The organism is Marinomonas sp. TW1, from assembly GCF_001625355.1.
Classification (GTDB): domain Bacteria; phylum Pseudomonadota; class Gammaproteobacteria; order Pseudomonadales; family Marinomonadaceae; genus Marinomonas.
Genome location: NZ_JSEE01000023.1, coordinates 1 through 14,258, shown reverse-complemented (window position 1 = coordinate 14,258; position 14,258 = coordinate 1). Strand labels below are relative to the sequence as shown.

The 14,258-nt window shown below is 43.8% G+C and carries 18 protein-coding genes; 11 read left to right on the top strand and 7 right to left on the bottom strand.

The features are described from left to right. The 9 genes from OA79_RS17185 to OA79_RS17145 all read left to right on the top strand — a co-directional run bounded on the left by OA79_RS17185 (position 1) and on the right by OA79_RS17145 (position 7,539). Positions 1-1,239: an AAA family ATPase gene (locus OA79_RS17185; protein WP_063334445.1), complete on the top strand. Its 1,239-nt coding sequence runs from the start codon at positions 1-3 to the stop codon at positions 1,237-1,239. Next, positions 1,236-2,603, top strand: coding sequence for a CpaF family protein (locus tag OA79_RS17180; protein ID WP_063334444.1), 1,368 nt, complete (start codon positions 1,236-1,238; stop codon positions 2,601-2,603). Before OA79_RS17185 ends, OA79_RS17180 begins: the two co-directional genes overlap by 4 nt. Positions 2,604-2,660: 57 nt before the next feature. Further along, positions 2,661-3,587, top strand: a complete 927-nt coding sequence (locus tag OA79_RS17175; protein WP_231908907.1) for a type II secretion system F family protein — start codon at positions 2,661-2,663, stop codon at positions 3,585-3,587. Further along, complete coding sequence (locus tag OA79_RS17170) at positions 3,584-4,531, top strand: type II secretion system F family protein (protein ID WP_063334443.1); 948 nt, start codon at positions 3,584-3,586, stop codon at positions 4,529-4,531. The genes OA79_RS17175 and OA79_RS17170 overlap by 4 nt, the downstream gene beginning before the upstream one ends. Positions 4,532-4,533: 2 nt before the next feature. After that, positions 4,534-5,415, top strand: a complete 882-nt coding sequence (locus tag OA79_RS17165) for a tetratricopeptide repeat protein (RefSeq protein ID WP_063334442.1) — start codon at positions 4,534-4,536, stop codon at positions 5,413-5,415. Further along, the gene (locus tag OA79_RS17160) at positions 5,415-5,900 is read left to right on the top strand and encodes a TadE/TadG family type IV pilus assembly protein (protein ID WP_063334441.1); all 486 of its coding nucleotides are present in this window, start codon (positions 5,415-5,417) and stop codon (positions 5,898-5,900) included. The genes OA79_RS17165 and OA79_RS17160 overlap by 1 nt, the downstream gene beginning before the upstream one ends. Continuing rightward, complete coding sequence (locus OA79_RS17155; protein WP_063334440.1) at positions 5,900-6,460, top strand: TadE/TadG family type IV pilus assembly protein; 561 nt, start codon at positions 5,900-5,902, stop codon at positions 6,458-6,460. The genes OA79_RS17160 and OA79_RS17155 overlap by 1 nt, the downstream gene beginning before the upstream one ends. Before the next feature lie 18 nt (positions 6,461-6,478). Continuing rightward, positions 6,479-6,868: a YbaN family protein gene (locus OA79_RS17150; protein ID WP_231908906.1), complete on the top strand. Its 390-nt coding sequence runs from the start codon at positions 6,479-6,481 to the stop codon at positions 6,866-6,868. An 83-nt stretch (positions 6,869-6,951) separates the two neighbouring features. After that, a complete protein-coding gene (locus tag OA79_RS17145; protein WP_063334438.1) occupies positions 6,952-7,539 on the top strand; it encodes a biliverdin-producing heme oxygenase in 588 nt (195 codons plus the stop codon). 41 nt (positions 7,540-7,580) lie between these two features. On the opposite strand, the gene OA79_RS17140 is transcribed toward OA79_RS17145, so the two are convergent. From OA79_RS17140 to OA79_RS17110, 7 genes are all read right to left on the bottom strand, one after another. Then, a complete protein-coding gene (locus OA79_RS17140; protein ID WP_063334437.1) occupies positions 7,581-8,051 on the bottom strand; it encodes a DoxX family protein in 471 nt (156 codons plus the stop codon). A gap of 13 nt (positions 8,052-8,064) precedes the next feature. After that, positions 8,065-8,814: an HvfC/BufC N-terminal domain-containing protein gene (locus tag OA79_RS17135; RefSeq protein ID WP_063334436.1), complete on the bottom strand. Its 750-nt coding sequence runs from the start codon at positions 8,812-8,814 to the stop codon at positions 8,065-8,067. After that, the gene (bufB, locus tag OA79_RS17130; protein ID WP_063334435.1) at positions 8,804-9,712 is read right to left on the bottom strand and encodes an MNIO family bufferin maturase; all 909 of its coding nucleotides are present in this window, start codon (positions 9,710-9,712) and stop codon (positions 8,804-8,806) included. Before bufB ends, OA79_RS17135 begins: the two co-directional genes overlap by 11 nt. Positions 9,713-9,727: 15 nt before the next feature. Next, the gene (locus OA79_RS17125) at positions 9,728-10,003 is read right to left on the bottom strand and encodes a BufA1 family periplasmic bufferin-type metallophore (RefSeq protein ID WP_063334434.1); all 276 of its coding nucleotides are present in this window, start codon (positions 10,001-10,003) and stop codon (positions 9,728-9,730) included. A gap of 99 nt (positions 10,004-10,102) precedes the next feature. Further along, a complete protein-coding gene (locus tag OA79_RS17120; RefSeq protein ID WP_063334433.1) occupies positions 10,103-10,297 on the bottom strand; it encodes a zf-HC2 domain-containing protein in 195 nt (64 codons plus the stop codon). Then, positions 10,294-10,929 (bottom strand): RNA polymerase factor sigma-70, encoded by a 636-nt coding sequence (locus OA79_RS17115; protein ID WP_063334432.1) that lies wholly within the window; start codon positions 10,927-10,929, stop codon positions 10,294-10,296. Before OA79_RS17115 ends, OA79_RS17120 begins: the two co-directional genes overlap by 4 nt. Positions 10,930-11,004: 75 nt before the next feature. Continuing rightward, positions 11,005-11,553: a gamma carbonic anhydrase family protein gene (locus tag OA79_RS17110; RefSeq protein ID WP_063334431.1), complete on the bottom strand. Its 549-nt coding sequence runs from the start codon at positions 11,551-11,553 to the stop codon at positions 11,005-11,007. A 187-nt stretch (positions 11,554-11,740) separates the two neighbouring features. On the opposite strand from OA79_RS17110, the gene prlC reads away from it, so the two are divergent. Together prlC and OA79_RS17100 are read left to right on the top strand one after the other, a co-directional pair. After that, positions 11,741-13,768 (top strand): oligopeptidase A, encoded by a 2,028-nt coding sequence (gene prlC / locus OA79_RS17105; RefSeq protein WP_063334430.1) that lies wholly within the window; start codon positions 11,741-11,743, stop codon positions 13,766-13,768. A gap of 64 nt (positions 13,769-13,832) precedes the next feature. After that, a complete protein-coding gene (locus tag OA79_RS17100) occupies positions 13,833-14,093 on the top strand; it encodes a YheV family putative zinc ribbon protein (RefSeq protein WP_063334429.1) in 261 nt (86 codons plus the stop codon). The last annotated feature ends 165 nt before the right edge of the window (positions 14,094-14,258 follow it).

Sequence of the window (14,258 nt, the reverse complement as noted above, 5' to 3'; positions counted from 1 at the left end):
ATGAGTGAGAAAATAAAGCAAACTGAGACTGTATCTTCGATCGTTTTCTTTGCCGCAGAAAAAAGTGACATCCCCACTGTTTCCGACCGTTTGATTAGGTTGGGATATGCTGATGACGTAGTGCATTCTGGTGGTGTGTTGGCCGCTCAAGAGTGGTGTAAAAGCCACCCTATTCCTGATTTGTTTTTTGTCGATTTAGATGGTGACCATGCCCCTCTGGTTGCGGTGGCCGAGCTTTTGGCGTTAATCGGACCAAGCTGCAAGCTAATTGTTGTGGGCTCAAATCAGAATATCGACCAGTATCGGACCTTGCTTGCTATGGGGGTGTTTGATTACTTAGTGAAACCCATACCTCTAGACATGTTTGCTTCCATTATTCAGAAAGTACAACAAGGCAGTGACAGTGAATTGCTGAGTGTCGGGCGTACGGTCTCCGTGACTGGCGCGTCTGGTGGCGTAGGGACCTCATTGGTTGCTTATGCCTTAGGGAGATTGCTTTCTGAGCAACGTCATTTGAAAACGGCATTAGTGGATTTTGATCGTCGAAATGGTTGTTTAGACTTGATGTTGGGAGCCAAAGGCGGCTCGGGATTAGACCGTGTTCTAAACGCAGACAAGATCGATACACGTTTATTAGAACGATCTATTACGGTAATCGATGAACGCTTGAGTTTGCTGGCTCAATCACCAAGTTATCAAGCAAAAGATCTTCAAGATGGCGACCCATTATTGCTTATGGGGGGCGAGTTATGCCGTATGTTTAGTCAGGTGGTATGGGATTTACCCTCTTCTCAGCCACATGGTTCGTTGGAAGTATTAAAACACAGCCAAGCTCGAATTATTCTAGTAGATCTAACGGTCACGGATGCTCGAAATACCTTGAGAATCTTGAATGAAATAGGGGATGAATCAAATGGCCAGCGCATTTTGTTGGTGCGTAATGCTTGTCGCCAACAAAATATGGATGTTATTACTCAGTCGTCTTTCGAGGAGTTTGTTGGACGTAAAATTGATGTTCAGTTGCCTTTTGTCGGTGGTGGTTTAAGTAAGAGTTTATTGCAAGGCCGCTTATCGTTTGATGCGTTCCCTGAGCTAACGCGAAGTTTGTTGAATCTAGCTGATATGACGTGTGGCAAAGAGCCACAAGAGCAGACGGTGTCACCTTTACGCAAAATGTTGACTAAACTTAAGTCCAACAATCCTCGTAAAGCGTTGGGTTTCAGGGGAGCGCGATTGTGATTATCAAGCCCACGTTGAAAGTCAAACAAACGGATTCGGTGAAATTGGATCGTTCTCCGTCCGATAATCTGTCTGATGTTAGTGGGGGGAAGGCAACTCGCCCTAAACTAGTCGATGATTCGGAAGCCTTAAATTTTCAAAATAAACGTTTGATTCGTCAGCAGCTTTACGAGCAAATAGACCCTGTAAAAGCGGCCGCGTTAAGCCATGAACAACTTAACCAGCAAATTGAATCGATTATTCGAGGTATTTGTGACCACAACCGCTTGCAGCTGTCACTCGATGATGAGCAAAGTATTTGTCGAGAGATGTTTCATGAAATGATCGGAATTGGCCCCATTGAGCCATTATTAGCCGATGATTCGGTAAACGACATTTTGGTAAATGGGGCTGGTCAAGTATTCATTGAGCGCTATGGCAAGCTTGAACTATCAAGCATTCGATTTATAGATGAAGAACATGTCTTAAATATTGCGCAGCGCATTGCCGCGGCGGTGGGGCGTCGAATCGATGAAACCCAACCCATGGTAGATGCGCGTCTGGCTGATGGCAGTCGAGTTAATATTATTACTCACCCTCTTGCCATTGATGGCACTTCCATTTCAATACGAAAATTCATGCGCCGCAATATGTCTTTGGAAGTATTGCAAGCGGGCAATGCTTTATCAGCAGATATGGTTAAAGTGCTGCGAAGAGCCATGCAAGGTAAATTAAACATTGTTATTTCTGGTGGGACGGGGGCAGGTAAAACCACCCTTCTCAATGCCTTTTCGCAAGAAATTAGTGGTGATGACCGTATTATTACCATTGAGGATGCGGCAGAACTTCAGTTGCAACAGATCCATGTGGTTCGTTTGGAGACCCGTCCTGTCAGTGCGGAGGGTACTGGTAAGGTAGATCAGCGAGACTTGGTGCGGAATGCGTTACGAATGCGTCCAGATCGTATCATTTTAGGTGAGGTCCGTGGTGGCGAAAGCTTTGACATGCTGCAAGCCATGAACACAGGACATGATGGTTCATTGTGTACCGTGCATGCGAATACCCCAAGAGATGCCATAATGCGATTGGAAAATATGGTCATGATGGCTGGTATGCAATTACCGCAAGAAGCCATTCGTCGACAAATTGCGAGTGCTGTCGATCTTGTTGTTCAAGTAGAAAGAATGCGGGATGGCTCTCGTCGAATTGTGTCTGTGACGGAAATTTGCGGCATGGAAGATGACGTTATTCAAACTCAAGAATTGTTTGGGTTCCGAACAGACAGCATAGATTCATCGGGTAAAATCATCGGTGACTTCGTTTCCTCTGGGCAAAGACCGAATTTCTATGCCACTCATTCTCATTATTTTGAGGATTTTGAGTAAATGAGTCTGCATGATCTGCTCCCTTTTATAATTTTTTTTCTCATCATGAGTGCATTTATGCTCATGTACTTTGGCGTCCAAAAACGACAGCAGGCCAAGCAAAGTGAGGCTTTTCTAGCCACGTTAAAGCAGCAGCTGAATAGCAATGAGCGACTTGCTGTTGAAAGCCAACAGAGTATGAAACGAGACGATGTTGAGTCGCCTTGGTTTGATCTGCCATTTCTCGGTGGTGGAGTAAAGCGCATATGGTTGGACTTTTCCTTACTTGGTTGGCAAGAAAAGTGGCGCTCTAGAGCCATATTGTTGGCGTCTCCTTGTTTGCTGTTGGCCATTACCTTGGGGAAAAGTAGCCAATCACCTTTCAGGCTAAGCATAGTGCTATTTTTTGTTTTTTTTATCGCCTTAGTATTCCTGCTGTATCGCAATGCGATGGTGAAGCATTTAAAAGAATTTAAGCAAAACCTTCCACAAGCCATAGATTCAATTGTTCGTGTCGTCAAAGCAGGTGTCCCCGTCACTAATGCATTCAGTTTAGTGGCTAACAACTTACCTGGGCCATTGGCGAAAGAGTTTGTATTAATTGATCAGTGGCTTGCTTTAGGTGTGCCTTTGCGTCAAGCAATGCAAGATTCAGCGGTTCGAGTGCCGTTAAATGAATATCGGTTTTTTGCGGTGATTCTGGTGATTAACCAAGAAGCGGGTGGAAGGCTGAGTGACACGTTGGAACGTCTCTCGGAAACCCTGCGAGAGCGACAGGAATTGTCCTTGAAAGTCCGTGCAAAAACCTCAGAAGTGAGAGCGTCCGCTGTCATTGTGGCGATGTTGGCACCGTTATCATTAGCGTATATGTACCTGAATTCACCAAAAGATTTTAATTTTTTGTTGAATGACCCTACCGGCAACAGTGTTTTGATTTATGCATTTGGTAGCGTTGTGACAGGGTTGGCAATTACGCACTTTATGATCAAGCGGGTGATTCGATGAAAGATGACATGATTTTGCCCGTCGCATTGGGTTTGTTTCTTTGTGCTATTGGCATGATTTTGTTGGCGTTATACCTTCGAACCAAGTCAAAAACTTTGACTGAAAGGTTGTCGTCATACCGAGATAAAGAGTCCATAGCGACACATCAAGTTTCTCTGCTGATTGAGGAAAATGAGGCTTCTTGGTGGCGTAAATATTTGCATCCACTAGATCGCATTGGACGTGAATTGGCTGGTACAGAAAGTGATCGTTTTGCGACTAAAAAATTATTATTAATGGCAGGGTTACGACACTCGCAATCGTTAGGACTTTATACTTTTGGCAAGCTTGCATTAGGGCTTTTGTTATCCATAGGGTTCGTGTTCTTGGTATTGGAAAAGGGCGATAGGCTGACGTTAAGTGGATTAGCTGGCAGTTTGATTATTCTGTTTTTGTCTTCGATAGGCGCTGAAATCTGGTTAAAAATGCGGGCAACAAGCCGTGGCGGAAGGCTGTCGTCTAGTTTGCCGGATGCCTTGGATTTAATGGTGATCTGTGCTGAAGCGGGTTTACCTTTGGGGCGTATTTTTAAAACGGTTTCCAAAGAGTTGGCTTTTTCATCGCCTGAGTTAGCGGAAGAAATAGGTTATACCTATGCTGAATTACAGATTATCAGTGATAGAACACAAGCACTTAAAAATCTGGCGGATCGTTGTGGGGTTGATAATGTGGCTGCGATGGTATCAACCTTGATCCAAGCAGAACGTTACGGCACGCCTTTGTCTCAGGCTTTGCGTACTATTTCTGTCGAAAGCCGAAAAAATTTGGTGTTGGAATTGGAAGAGAAAGCAGGGAAGTTGCCTGCGCAATTGAGTGTGCCATTAATGGTGTTTATTTTACCTCCTGTGATTGCCATGATGGGTACACCAGCCATGATTCGTATTATCCGTATGCTAGGAAGTTAACCATGTTATTGATAAAGGATAAAAAACAGACATGCCCCATCTGGTTGGTCGCAACACTTTTGTTATTGGTATTAACTGGTTGCACAAGCCAAGTGACAAAAGACGGTGTACCTGTATTAGAAAAGGCGGATTATGAAGCTGACGATGCTGAAGAGGCGTTAAAGCTAGCGCATTTATTGAGAGATAATGGGCGTTATAAAGCGGCTCACGAAGTGTATCAAAACATGGATGAGAAAGGTCAATTGGAAGGTGCGTTTATTCTTGAGTATGCCAGTTTATCAGCGTCCGTTTTATCAGCAAATGAGTCACTGGCATTGTTCAAACGCGCTGAACAGGCGTTAAATGATGACATGACGTCGGAACAGCAACAGGCTATTTGTGTTGGTTTGGGGCGATCATATTTGACCTTGTCTCAGTTTGAACAAGCAGCCACCCACTTTCAATGCGCGCTTCAAACGAATCCAAATAGCGTAGTCGCATTGAATGGTATGGGGGTACTTTTAAATATGCAGGGGGATTTTCCTGAGGCCTTAACGTATCTTCAAAAAGCGATAGAACTGTCTCCTTCCAGTGAATTGGTCGTGAATAATTTGGCATTAACATGGCTGTCTCTGGGGGAATATCAGAAAGCCATTAGTTTGTTAAGAACAAAATACGATGACATGGCCATTTCAACTCGACTTAATTTAGCTCTGGTATATGTTTTTTATCATCGTGAAGACATGGCAAGAGGGCTTTTATTAGAAGCACTTGCTCAAGAAAATACTGAAAAAATATTAGAGCGATATTCGTCATCTCGTCATCGTGTTGAAAATGGTATGCCTATCGAGGCCGAAATTTTTTCATTGACGAACACGCCTCTTGAATTGAGAGGTGACGAATAATGGGGGCGATTTTACATTTCATAAAGAGCAGAAACGCGGTTGTTTCAATTGAAGTTGCGCTTATATTTCCAGTTATCTTGTTTATATTAATGATGTTTTTCGAATTGGCTCGGATTGCTTTGGTGATTACCCTAGTCGATGTGTCGATTGAAAAAAGTGTTCAAAATTTTAGAGCGGATGCTTCATTTAATACCCTGAGTGAAGATGAAATTAAACAAATTGTGAGTGATGACATTATTAAAAATTCGTATGGTGTGATTTTGCCAGACAATATTTATATCGAGTTACAACAGTTTTCGAATTTAAACGAATTCGCTGAACTAAGGGCGTCAGATAATAATTATTATTCTTTGCCTATACTGAATTTTAGCGTGTATCTAAATGAAGAATTTATCACTCCCCTACCTAATTTCTTTGGTCTGGGTGACTCATTCCAGCATGAATATCGCTACGTACTAGGTGATCTTGTCGGGGATTCCGCCTAATGAGTTCGAGTTTTTTTAAATGTGAGCGCGGGAATACATTGACCGAGTTTGCATTGTGCCTTCCGATTTTGATTGGTGTGGTGCTCATCAGTGCAGACTTATACAACATAAATCGCATGAGAGGGGTCATGGAGCAAGTCTCACATAATGTGGCTTCTATTCTTGTCAATCAACAGGAATGGAAGGTGGAAAGCTTTGATCATTTAGTGGAACAGGTTGTCGAATACCCTCTTAATGGAGAATATGAGCTGATTGTGTCTAAAGTGAATGTAGACAGGTCAATGGATTGGTTACCCATACAACGGGGTGGAAAAGACGGTATCTGTACGAATCAGAGCAATGACAATCAATATATTGGCCAGATGCCGGAAGAAAACCCTGATGTTAATAATGCTTCTTTTTTAGTGGTTCAGTTGTGTCGTTACAGTGATGACTTGGTTATGAACAGTGGTTTGCTTGGCAGTAAAATATTGGAATCAATGTCGATTAATCGTTTGCTTTATCACTCTATCGTTTTGGATCAAACTTTGTCTGATGAAGTTGGTGTGGATTACGAATAATAAGGATGAATGGGAAAAGTGTTGGAAAAAAGTAAAAATTTCATTTACCAAATCATTGCTGTCGTGAGTTTAGGGCTAGCGATTTTTGGTGTCATTACTCCAGGCTTTCCGGCCACGGAATTTGTTTTATTATGCGCTTGGTCTTCGGCAAAAGGCTCTCCTAGAATTCATGCTTTTTTACATACCAACCGATTGACGGGACCTGTTTTACATAACTGGAAGAATGGAAAAGTGATATCACTTAATAACAAGATATTTTCATCTATTAGTATGCTGTTATGCGTTTTCTTCTTACTTTACAGTGACATTAATCTATATCTTGTGGCTTTTGCTTTGTTTGGTATTTCCATTAGCTTTATTTTAGTCTGGTCGCGTCCAAGCCGACTTAATACCGATAAAGAATTGTGAGTTTTTCTTAATATAAAGATCATGGCTTTTTGATGGCGTCGTTTTTATCATTTGAAGATATTCAAACACGAATGAGGTGTAAAATGAAAACCATTCAAGAAGAAGCAGAAACCTTAAGCTTTGCCAAAAAACTGAAATACTCAACCAGAACCAATCACGACAGTGTTGATCAACTTGTGATGCAATCTGAGCCTTTTTTGAACAACGCAAACTATGCAAAATTTCTGCGTCTTCAACACATATTCCATTTAAGTGTTGCGCCTTTTTATCAAAATGACGATTTGCAAGAATGGTTTCCTGGTTTAGCCGATTTGCCTAGATTGTCAGCGGTAGAGTCCGATCTAAAAGACTTGCAAATGGAAGCCAATGTTTCGCCTGATCAAATTGCGACTGTGCCTAATCTATTCCAAGCGATTGGATGGTTGTATTGTGCCGAAGGTTCCAATATTGGCGCTGCTTTTCTATATAAAGAAACGCAGAAACTCAACTTTGATGCGGAGCACGGTGCTAAACATTTAGCGGCACATCCCGAAGGACGAGCACCACATTGGCGTAAATTTGTTGCTCAACTTGATGCCTTGAATCTGACAGAAGAGCAAGAGATGGAAGCCGTTAAGGGAGCAACAGAGGCCTTTGCATTCTACAAGAAAACATTAAAAAGCTTAGCCTAAGACTCACTGATAAGGCGTCCAAATAGCACTGTGTAAGCGGTTTATATCGGGCGTCTAAGTTGATCAAGTGAAAACTTACCAGCCCCTTGGCGCATCAATAACAGGCTAATAGCGAGCCAAGTACCATGTGTGGCATAGGCATCTGGATACACAAAGAGTTGAATCACCAAGGTCATCAAAGCCAACCCGAGTGCCGCATAGCGGGTTAGGAAGCCGATCAGAACCAACACGGCGAGCACGTGTTCCGCTAGGGTTGCTGTTATCGCCGCAAAGACTGGCGGTAACAATGGCAAAGCGTACTCATGTTCGAATAAGAAATAGGTTGTATCGGTGATCTGTGGCCACCCGAGTTGAAATTGCATGGTGAGAAAGTTAACCGCAAAGCCATCTATTTTTGTTTGGGCCGATAACCAGAAGACCGCTGCCAAGGAAAAGCGCGCGATGAATAGAATCAGCGATTCTGGGATGTTCTTTAAGGTTGTCTCAACCATGTTAAATAATCTCGATAGCATAGCGTGGTTTCTCTTAGTCAGTCATCAGAGCAATATTGCGAATGAGTTTCCATTCAATGAGTTTGGCTAGGCTGCCACCGAGATCAAAGTCGTCTGATTCAGGGACGGCGTTCGCTAAAGTTGTGCCTTGTTGTAAGGCCTTGATAAAACAGGCTTGATCAAATGAGATAACACTAAGCTTAGCGTATAAAAAGTGTTTGTGAAGAAGTATGTACTCACTTTCGTTGATATCAATGTGATCACTTGAGACATTCTGTTGATTCGCAAGCATTAAAGAGCCAATCGCGAAAGGGGCGTGTAAAAGCTGGCAGTTTGGGGTGAGTTCAATCAGCAGCTGGCTTGGGTCTGGTGTTTTATCAAAGGTTGTCGCAATGGACTGGTGATCTAATGTATTGACTTCAGCGGCGTGGGTGAGTTGCAGTAATTGGTATTCTAAGCTGGCCACATCCGGCAGAAAGCCGACACTTTGAGCTGGCTCGAAGTGTCTAATAAAATCTGAAAAGTGTGCACCATACTCACTGATGATCGGCGACGTAGGGGGCTGCTGAAGTAAAAACTCCCGAGCCATGGCGCGAAAAAAAGTCTCACCAACGAGTCGTTGAGTGATTGGGAAAATATCCGCCAAGGCATCCTGTAGCGATACCACCATATTATTTTGATAGACTTGAAAACGTACGGCTTTCTCTGTTGCTTCGCCTTTGAGTAGAGGGTAGAGAAGGCTCTTGTCCTGTGAAAGTAAGGCTTGGATAAAATCACGATGCATTCACCAGCCCTCCCTGTTTTACCGCATGTCGAATGCGATCGGCAAATTCTGCTTCCGCTAGCAATTCCACCAATTCGGGTAAATTGCCATCTCGCTCGATGAGTGTAGGGCAATCACCGAGTCGTTGTAAGGTATATTGATACAAGGACCAAACGTCTTGGCTAACCGCTTCATCATGGCTGTCTATTTTTAAAGCAACGACAGGGTTGTCGTCCAATGTATGACCGGCCAAATGAATCTGCTTAACGGCTTCTAATGGGAAATTTTCAAGATAATCGATCGCTTTTTTGCCCTGATTAAAACACGATACTTCGACATTATTAATGTCCAGTAATAGACCACAGCCAGTGCGTTTTACCATTTCCCTAAGGAAATCGGTTTCGCTGAAGTCGCTGTCAGCAAACGTCAAATAGGCCGACGGGTTTTCTATTAAAATCGGTTGCTTCATTTGAGTCTGAACTTGGTCTATGTGCTGACAAACTCGATCTAAACTGTCTTTGTCATAACGAATGGGCAGTAAATCGTTATAAAAGTGTTGGTCATGAGTCGACCAAGCTAGGTGTTCAGAAAAATAGGCTGGTTGAATCTCTTCGACAAGTTGTGCGACTTTGTTTAGATGCTCAATATCGAGGTGGTTTTCACCACCAATTGATAGACCAACGCCATGGATAGTCATGTCGTAATGTTGACGGATTTGGCGTAAAAAATAGGCCGCAGGGCCACCTTGGCTAAGATAGTTTTCAGCATGTATTTCAAAAAAGCCTGTCGTTGGGCGATTTTCTAAAATGGTCTGATAATAGGCGGGCTTGAGACTGACGCCAGAGTGAGACACAAAACAAGAAGCGGAAAATTGCTCTTCTTGTTTTGCTTGAGTCTCGTTTAGCAACGAAGTGGTCATGATAAATAACGTCGATTAAAATGCTTTTAATTGACCATGGCCTGTTGAGGAGGTTTTAGATTCCATATCATTACAAGTACCTGCTGGAACTAGCTTCCAAGCATTTGATTGGTAGTCTGTTTTAGAGGTGCCTGCACAAGAAGTACCAGGACCTGCTGCACAGTCATTTTGACCTGCCAATGCCACGCCGTAGCATTTTTCTTTACTCGCCGCTTGAGCTGGCATCGCTACAGCAGAAAGAGCAATGGCTGTACCTAGCGCAACAGATAATGTAGCAGTTGAATTTTTCATTGTTAGAGCCTCATAGTTTGTTGTTAAAAAGACACATGTCTTTGGGTTACAGTGTTTTGACGTAGACGGCTTTTTATTTCTTACACTCGAAACACAAAATTATTTTTTTTCTTCTGTTTGCTTACCTTTTGAGTATTGTTTAGCAAGGCTGCGAATGTCTTCCATCTGCCTGCCAAACTGTTTGCAAGATGAACACATAGCAGTATGAACTCCCAGCATGACTTTTTCTTTCGTATCCAATGGTCTGTCGAGTTTTTCCGATAAAAGTTGTGTGGCCTCTTTGCAATTCATCATGATCCAGACTCCTTTGCCTGATACCAGTTATCTTCTAAACATTCACGCAAGCGCAAACGGGCACGGTATAAGGTGACATTGAGACTGGAGACACTGATGTCTTCGTTGTGACAAATTTCTGGTGTGGCCATTTCTAAAAATTCACGCATCATAAAAAATCGACCATACTTTTCTGGCAAAGCCGTCAGACAAGCATCGAATACCCGCCAAAAGTGCTCGTTTTCCACGCCATGATCAGGATCATCCCATTTCTGCGGACGCTCACTTTTTTGCCAGTGACCATTTTCTTTGAATAAATGATCCATAAGCGCATCACCTTGCAAATTAGGTCCGTTCTCTAGCTGACTGGCGACTGTGGTGCGTTTTTCTTTCCGTAACAAGTCAATGAGCTTATTTTTTAGAATCGAAAACACCCAAGTTTTCAATGCGGCCTGACGACCAAATTTGTCAATATTTTGGTAGGCAGACAGCATGGCTTCTTGCACGGCGTCCTCTGCTAACTGGGCATCTTGAACCTGTAATGTAGCGAACTTCACCATTTGGCTACGTAGAGATTCCATGAACTCCTGATCATAAAACAAGGCCGCATTTGGCGCCTCAGATGCACTTAACGAAGGGTTTGCCTCAATCATTTCAACCTCTTTTCCGTAGCTATTAGACGTGGTTAATTCACATTTCTTACAAGTTTAGCAGATTTATCAATCGCTTTATTTTGCAGCTTGTTTCGCTTCGGCCAAGTATTCGTCTTTTAATTTAACGTAGTTTAGGCCAGCGTATTGAAAGTACTCAATTTCTTTGACCTTAAGAGGGCGGATTTGTTTCACAGGTGAGCCCATATACATAAATCCAGACTCCAAGACCTTCCCCGGCGGTACTAGAGAACCTGCGCCAATAATGACTTCATCTTCAATAATGGCGCCATCCAGAATCGTGGTGCCCATGCCGACCAAGACTCGGCTGCCAATGGTACAGCCATGTAACATAGCCATATGACCGACGGTGACGTCATCACCAATGGTGAGCGGGTGACCTTCGGGTTTATAAGTGCTGGCGTGGGTGATATGAAGGCATGAGTTATCCTGAATGCTGGTGCGCTTACCAATACGAATACGGTGCATATCCCCTCGGATGGCCACCAAAGGCCAAACTGAACTGTCGTCGCCAATGATCACATCACCAATGACCACGGCATGGTCATCAACCCAAACTCGCTCACCTAATTGTGGCGTATTGCCACGAAAAGATTTCATCACCATTTGCTCACTCCTACGTACATAACTTGCATAATCAAGGTAACTATTAAGGCAATCGTCTTCTATGCATTGAAAAAAGCAAAAGACTACCTATCTTATTAAGCATTAGTTTTATTTGTACCTTATCGCTGAAAGAGGACGTTCTCCCTCAGTCGAAGGCCTAATTACATTGTTAAAAGGATACCATGATATGTCTCAATCCGTGTGGGATGCGACGAGTTTACCGAACTTCTCTGGTGTGGAAGTGTCTCGTATAGAACGGGATCTAGACGCGATTTTAGCGCACAACAAAGAACAAATTGATGCCTGTGTGGAAGCGAACCAAAACCCGAGTTGGGAAAGTCTGGTATTGCCGTTGGATCAGTTGGATGACGATTTGAATAATTTTTGGTCACCGATCAGCCATTTGAATGCGGTGCAAAATACTCCTGAATTGCGTGCGGCCTACAATGCTTGCCTACCTAAATTGACTCAGTACTACACAGAATTGGGGCAAAACAAAGCCCTATATCAAGCTTATAAATCCTTAGCAGAAAGTCCAGATGCGGTAAATTTATCCGTCGCCCAACAAGAGACATTGAAACAAGCTGTACGAGACTTTGAATTGTCTGGTGTTGGTCTAGAAGGCGAAGCGAAGCAACGCTATGGTGAAATCAGCCAGCGTTTGTCTGAGCTGAGTAGTCAGTTTAGTGAACATGTATTAGATGCCACCCAAGCCTGGAGTAAATTGATTACCGACGAAGGTGAGTTGGCTGGGTTGCCAGAGTCGGCGTTAGCGCAAGCCAAACAAATGGCACAGGCAAAAGAACAAGAGGGTTGGTTGTTTACCTTGGATTTCCCTTCTTACTTGCCTGTAATGAGTTATTCAGACAACGCAGCCTTACGTGAAGAGATGTACCGTGCGTTTGCGACTCGGGCGTCTGATCAAGCAGATGCTAGCTTTGATAACGCGCCTCTGATTGATGAAATTCTCGCTCTGCGTCACGAGATGGCAAAAATATTAGACTTTGAAAATTACGCGGAACTGTCGGTTGCGACTAAGATGGCGGACAATGGTCAGCAAGTGATCGACTTCTTGGAAGACTTGGCGGAAAAATCTAAACCTGCTGCAGAACAGGATCTGGCGAACCTACAAGCCTTTGCTAAAGAAGAGAGTGGCGTGGAGGCGTTAAACGCTTGGGATATGATGTATTACGCAGAAAAACTGCGTCAGCATAAGTACAGTATTTCTCAAGAAGCGCTGCGTCCTTACTTTCCCATGAACAAAGTCTTGTCTGGATTGTTTCACGTGGCACAAACTTTGTTCGCCGTGGACATTCGTGAAGAGCAAGATTTTGACCGTTATCATCAAGACGTCAAACTTTTCACCATCAGCAAAGCAGGAACCGACATTGCTCGTTTCTATCTAGACCCTTATGCTCGTGAAGGCAAACGTGGTGGTGCTTGGATGGACGCTTGTCGAACTCGCCGTCGTCTGAGCGATGCGCGTTTGCAATTACCGGTTGCCTACTTGGTGTGTAACTTTACGCCGCCAATTGGCGAGCAAGCGGCCTTGTTAACCCATGACGAGGTGACCACCTTGTTCCATGAGTTTGGTCACGGTTTGCATCACATGCTGACCCAGGTCGAAGAATCGGCCGTATCGGGTATTAATGGCGTAGCGTGGGATGCGGTAGAGTTACCCAGTCAGTTTATGGAAAACTGGTGTTATGAACCAGAAGCACTGGCCTACATTGCCGGTCATCACGAAACTGGTGAACCGTTACCACAGGATCTGTTAGATAAAATGCTGGCGGCGAAAAACTTCCAATCGGCCATGCAAATGGTACGTCAGTTGGAGTTTTCATTGTTTGATTTCAAATTGCACAAAGAATATCAGGCCGGCGTTTCGGTTCAGTCAATATTAGATCAAGTTCGTGATGCGGTCGCTGTGGTCATTCCGCCTGAATTTAACCGCTTCCAGAACAGTTTCTCGCATATCTTTGCGGGTGGTTATGCTGCGGGCTACTACAGCTACAAGTGGGCCGAAGTCTTGTCGGCGGATGCGTTTTCGAAATTTGAAGAAGATGGCATTTTTAACCAAGATACGGGCGCGCACTTCCGTGATACCATATTGGCGAATGGTGGTTCGCGACCGGCTGCCGAATTATTTGCGGCCTTCCGTGGTCGTGAACCAAGCACCGATGCATTGTTAAGACACAGTGGCATAGCCGCATAATCTTAAATAAGGCAGCATTAAGCCGCCCTAGCGTTCATTTCGGTGGCTTTGATGAGGACATAACATGACAGTAAAACGCTTTATTGCTGGCGCGGTTTGCCCACGTTGCAATGAGATGGATAAGATTCGCGCTTGGCGTGATGACGACGCAGAGAAGCAGCACAGAGAATGTGTTGCTTGCGGTTATCAGGATGAGCAATCCACTAAGGTACAGGCGCAAGCGCCAGAATTAGTGACTCGCGTTAATCAGCCTCATGCCAGTGCACCACAAGCAGAAGAAATGGTGATTAATTTTATTCCTAATCCGGGTGACACTAAACACTAGTCAGTGCTTAGATCGATGAAAAATGGACTCCAATGAGTTAACGCTGTTCACTTAAGCGGAACAGTATTACGAGATACCGGATATCTCGTCTTTGATTGCTTTACCATGCGAGGCCGACTAGGCCTCGCTTTCTTTCGCTCTAAAAACAAATTACACACCCCAGAC

Excerpts from the sequence above, each read along its gene's own strand:
- OA79_RS17140 (WP_063334437.1), bottom strand. The coding sequence starts at position 8,051 with ATGCTATCGAGATTATTTAACATGGTTGAGACAACCTTAAAGAACATC.
- OA79_RS17155 (WP_063334440.1), top strand. The coding sequence starts at position 5,900 with ATGAGTTCGAGTTTTTTTAAATGTGAGCGCGGGAATACATTGACCGAG.
- OA79_RS17115 (WP_063334432.1), bottom strand. The coding sequence starts at position 10,929 with ATGATTGAGGCAAACCCTTCGTTAAGTGCATCTGAGGCGCCAAATGCG.
- OA79_RS17175 (WP_231908907.1), top strand. The coding sequence starts at position 2,661 with ATGCTCATGTACTTTGGCGTCCAAAAACGACAGCAGGCCAAGCAAAGT.
- OA79_RS17100 (WP_063334429.1), top strand. The coding sequence starts at position 13,833 with ATGACAGTAAAACGCTTTATTGCTGGCGCGGTTTGCCCACGTTGCAAT.
- OA79_RS17185 (WP_063334445.1), top strand. The coding sequence starts at position 1 with ATGAGTGAGAAAATAAAGCAAACTGAGACTGTATCTTCGATCGTTTTC.
- OA79_RS17160 (WP_063334441.1), top strand. The coding sequence starts at position 5,415 with ATGGGGGCGATTTTACATTTCATAAAGAGCAGAAACGCGGTTGTTTCA.
- prlC (WP_063334430.1), top strand. The coding sequence starts at position 11,741 with ATGTCTCAATCCGTGTGGGATGCGACGAGTTTACCGAACTTCTCTGGT.
- OA79_RS17125 (WP_063334434.1), bottom strand. The coding sequence starts at position 10,003 with ATGAAAAATTCAACTGCTACATTATCTGTTGCGCTAGGTACAGCCATT.
- OA79_RS17110 (WP_063334431.1), bottom strand. The coding sequence starts at position 11,553 with ATGGTGATGAAATCTTTTCGTGGCAATACGCCACAATTAGGTGAGCGA.
- bufB (WP_063334435.1), bottom strand. The coding sequence starts at position 9,712 with ATGACCACTTCGTTGCTAAACGAGACTCAAGCAAAACAAGAAGAGCAA.
- OA79_RS17135 (WP_063334436.1), bottom strand. The coding sequence starts at position 8,814 with ATGCATCGTGATTTTATCCAAGCCTTACTTTCACAGGACAAGAGCCTT.
- OA79_RS17145 (WP_063334438.1), top strand. The coding sequence starts at position 6,952 with ATGAAAACCATTCAAGAAGAAGCAGAAACCTTAAGCTTTGCCAAAAAA.
- OA79_RS17120 (WP_063334433.1), bottom strand. The coding sequence starts at position 10,297 with ATGATGAATTGCAAAGAGGCCACACAACTTTTATCGGAAAAACTCGAC.
- OA79_RS17170 (WP_063334443.1), top strand. The coding sequence starts at position 3,584 with ATGAAAGATGACATGATTTTGCCCGTCGCATTGGGTTTGTTTCTTTGT.
- OA79_RS17165 (WP_063334442.1), top strand. The coding sequence starts at position 4,534 with ATGTTATTGATAAAGGATAAAAAACAGACATGCCCCATCTGGTTGGTC.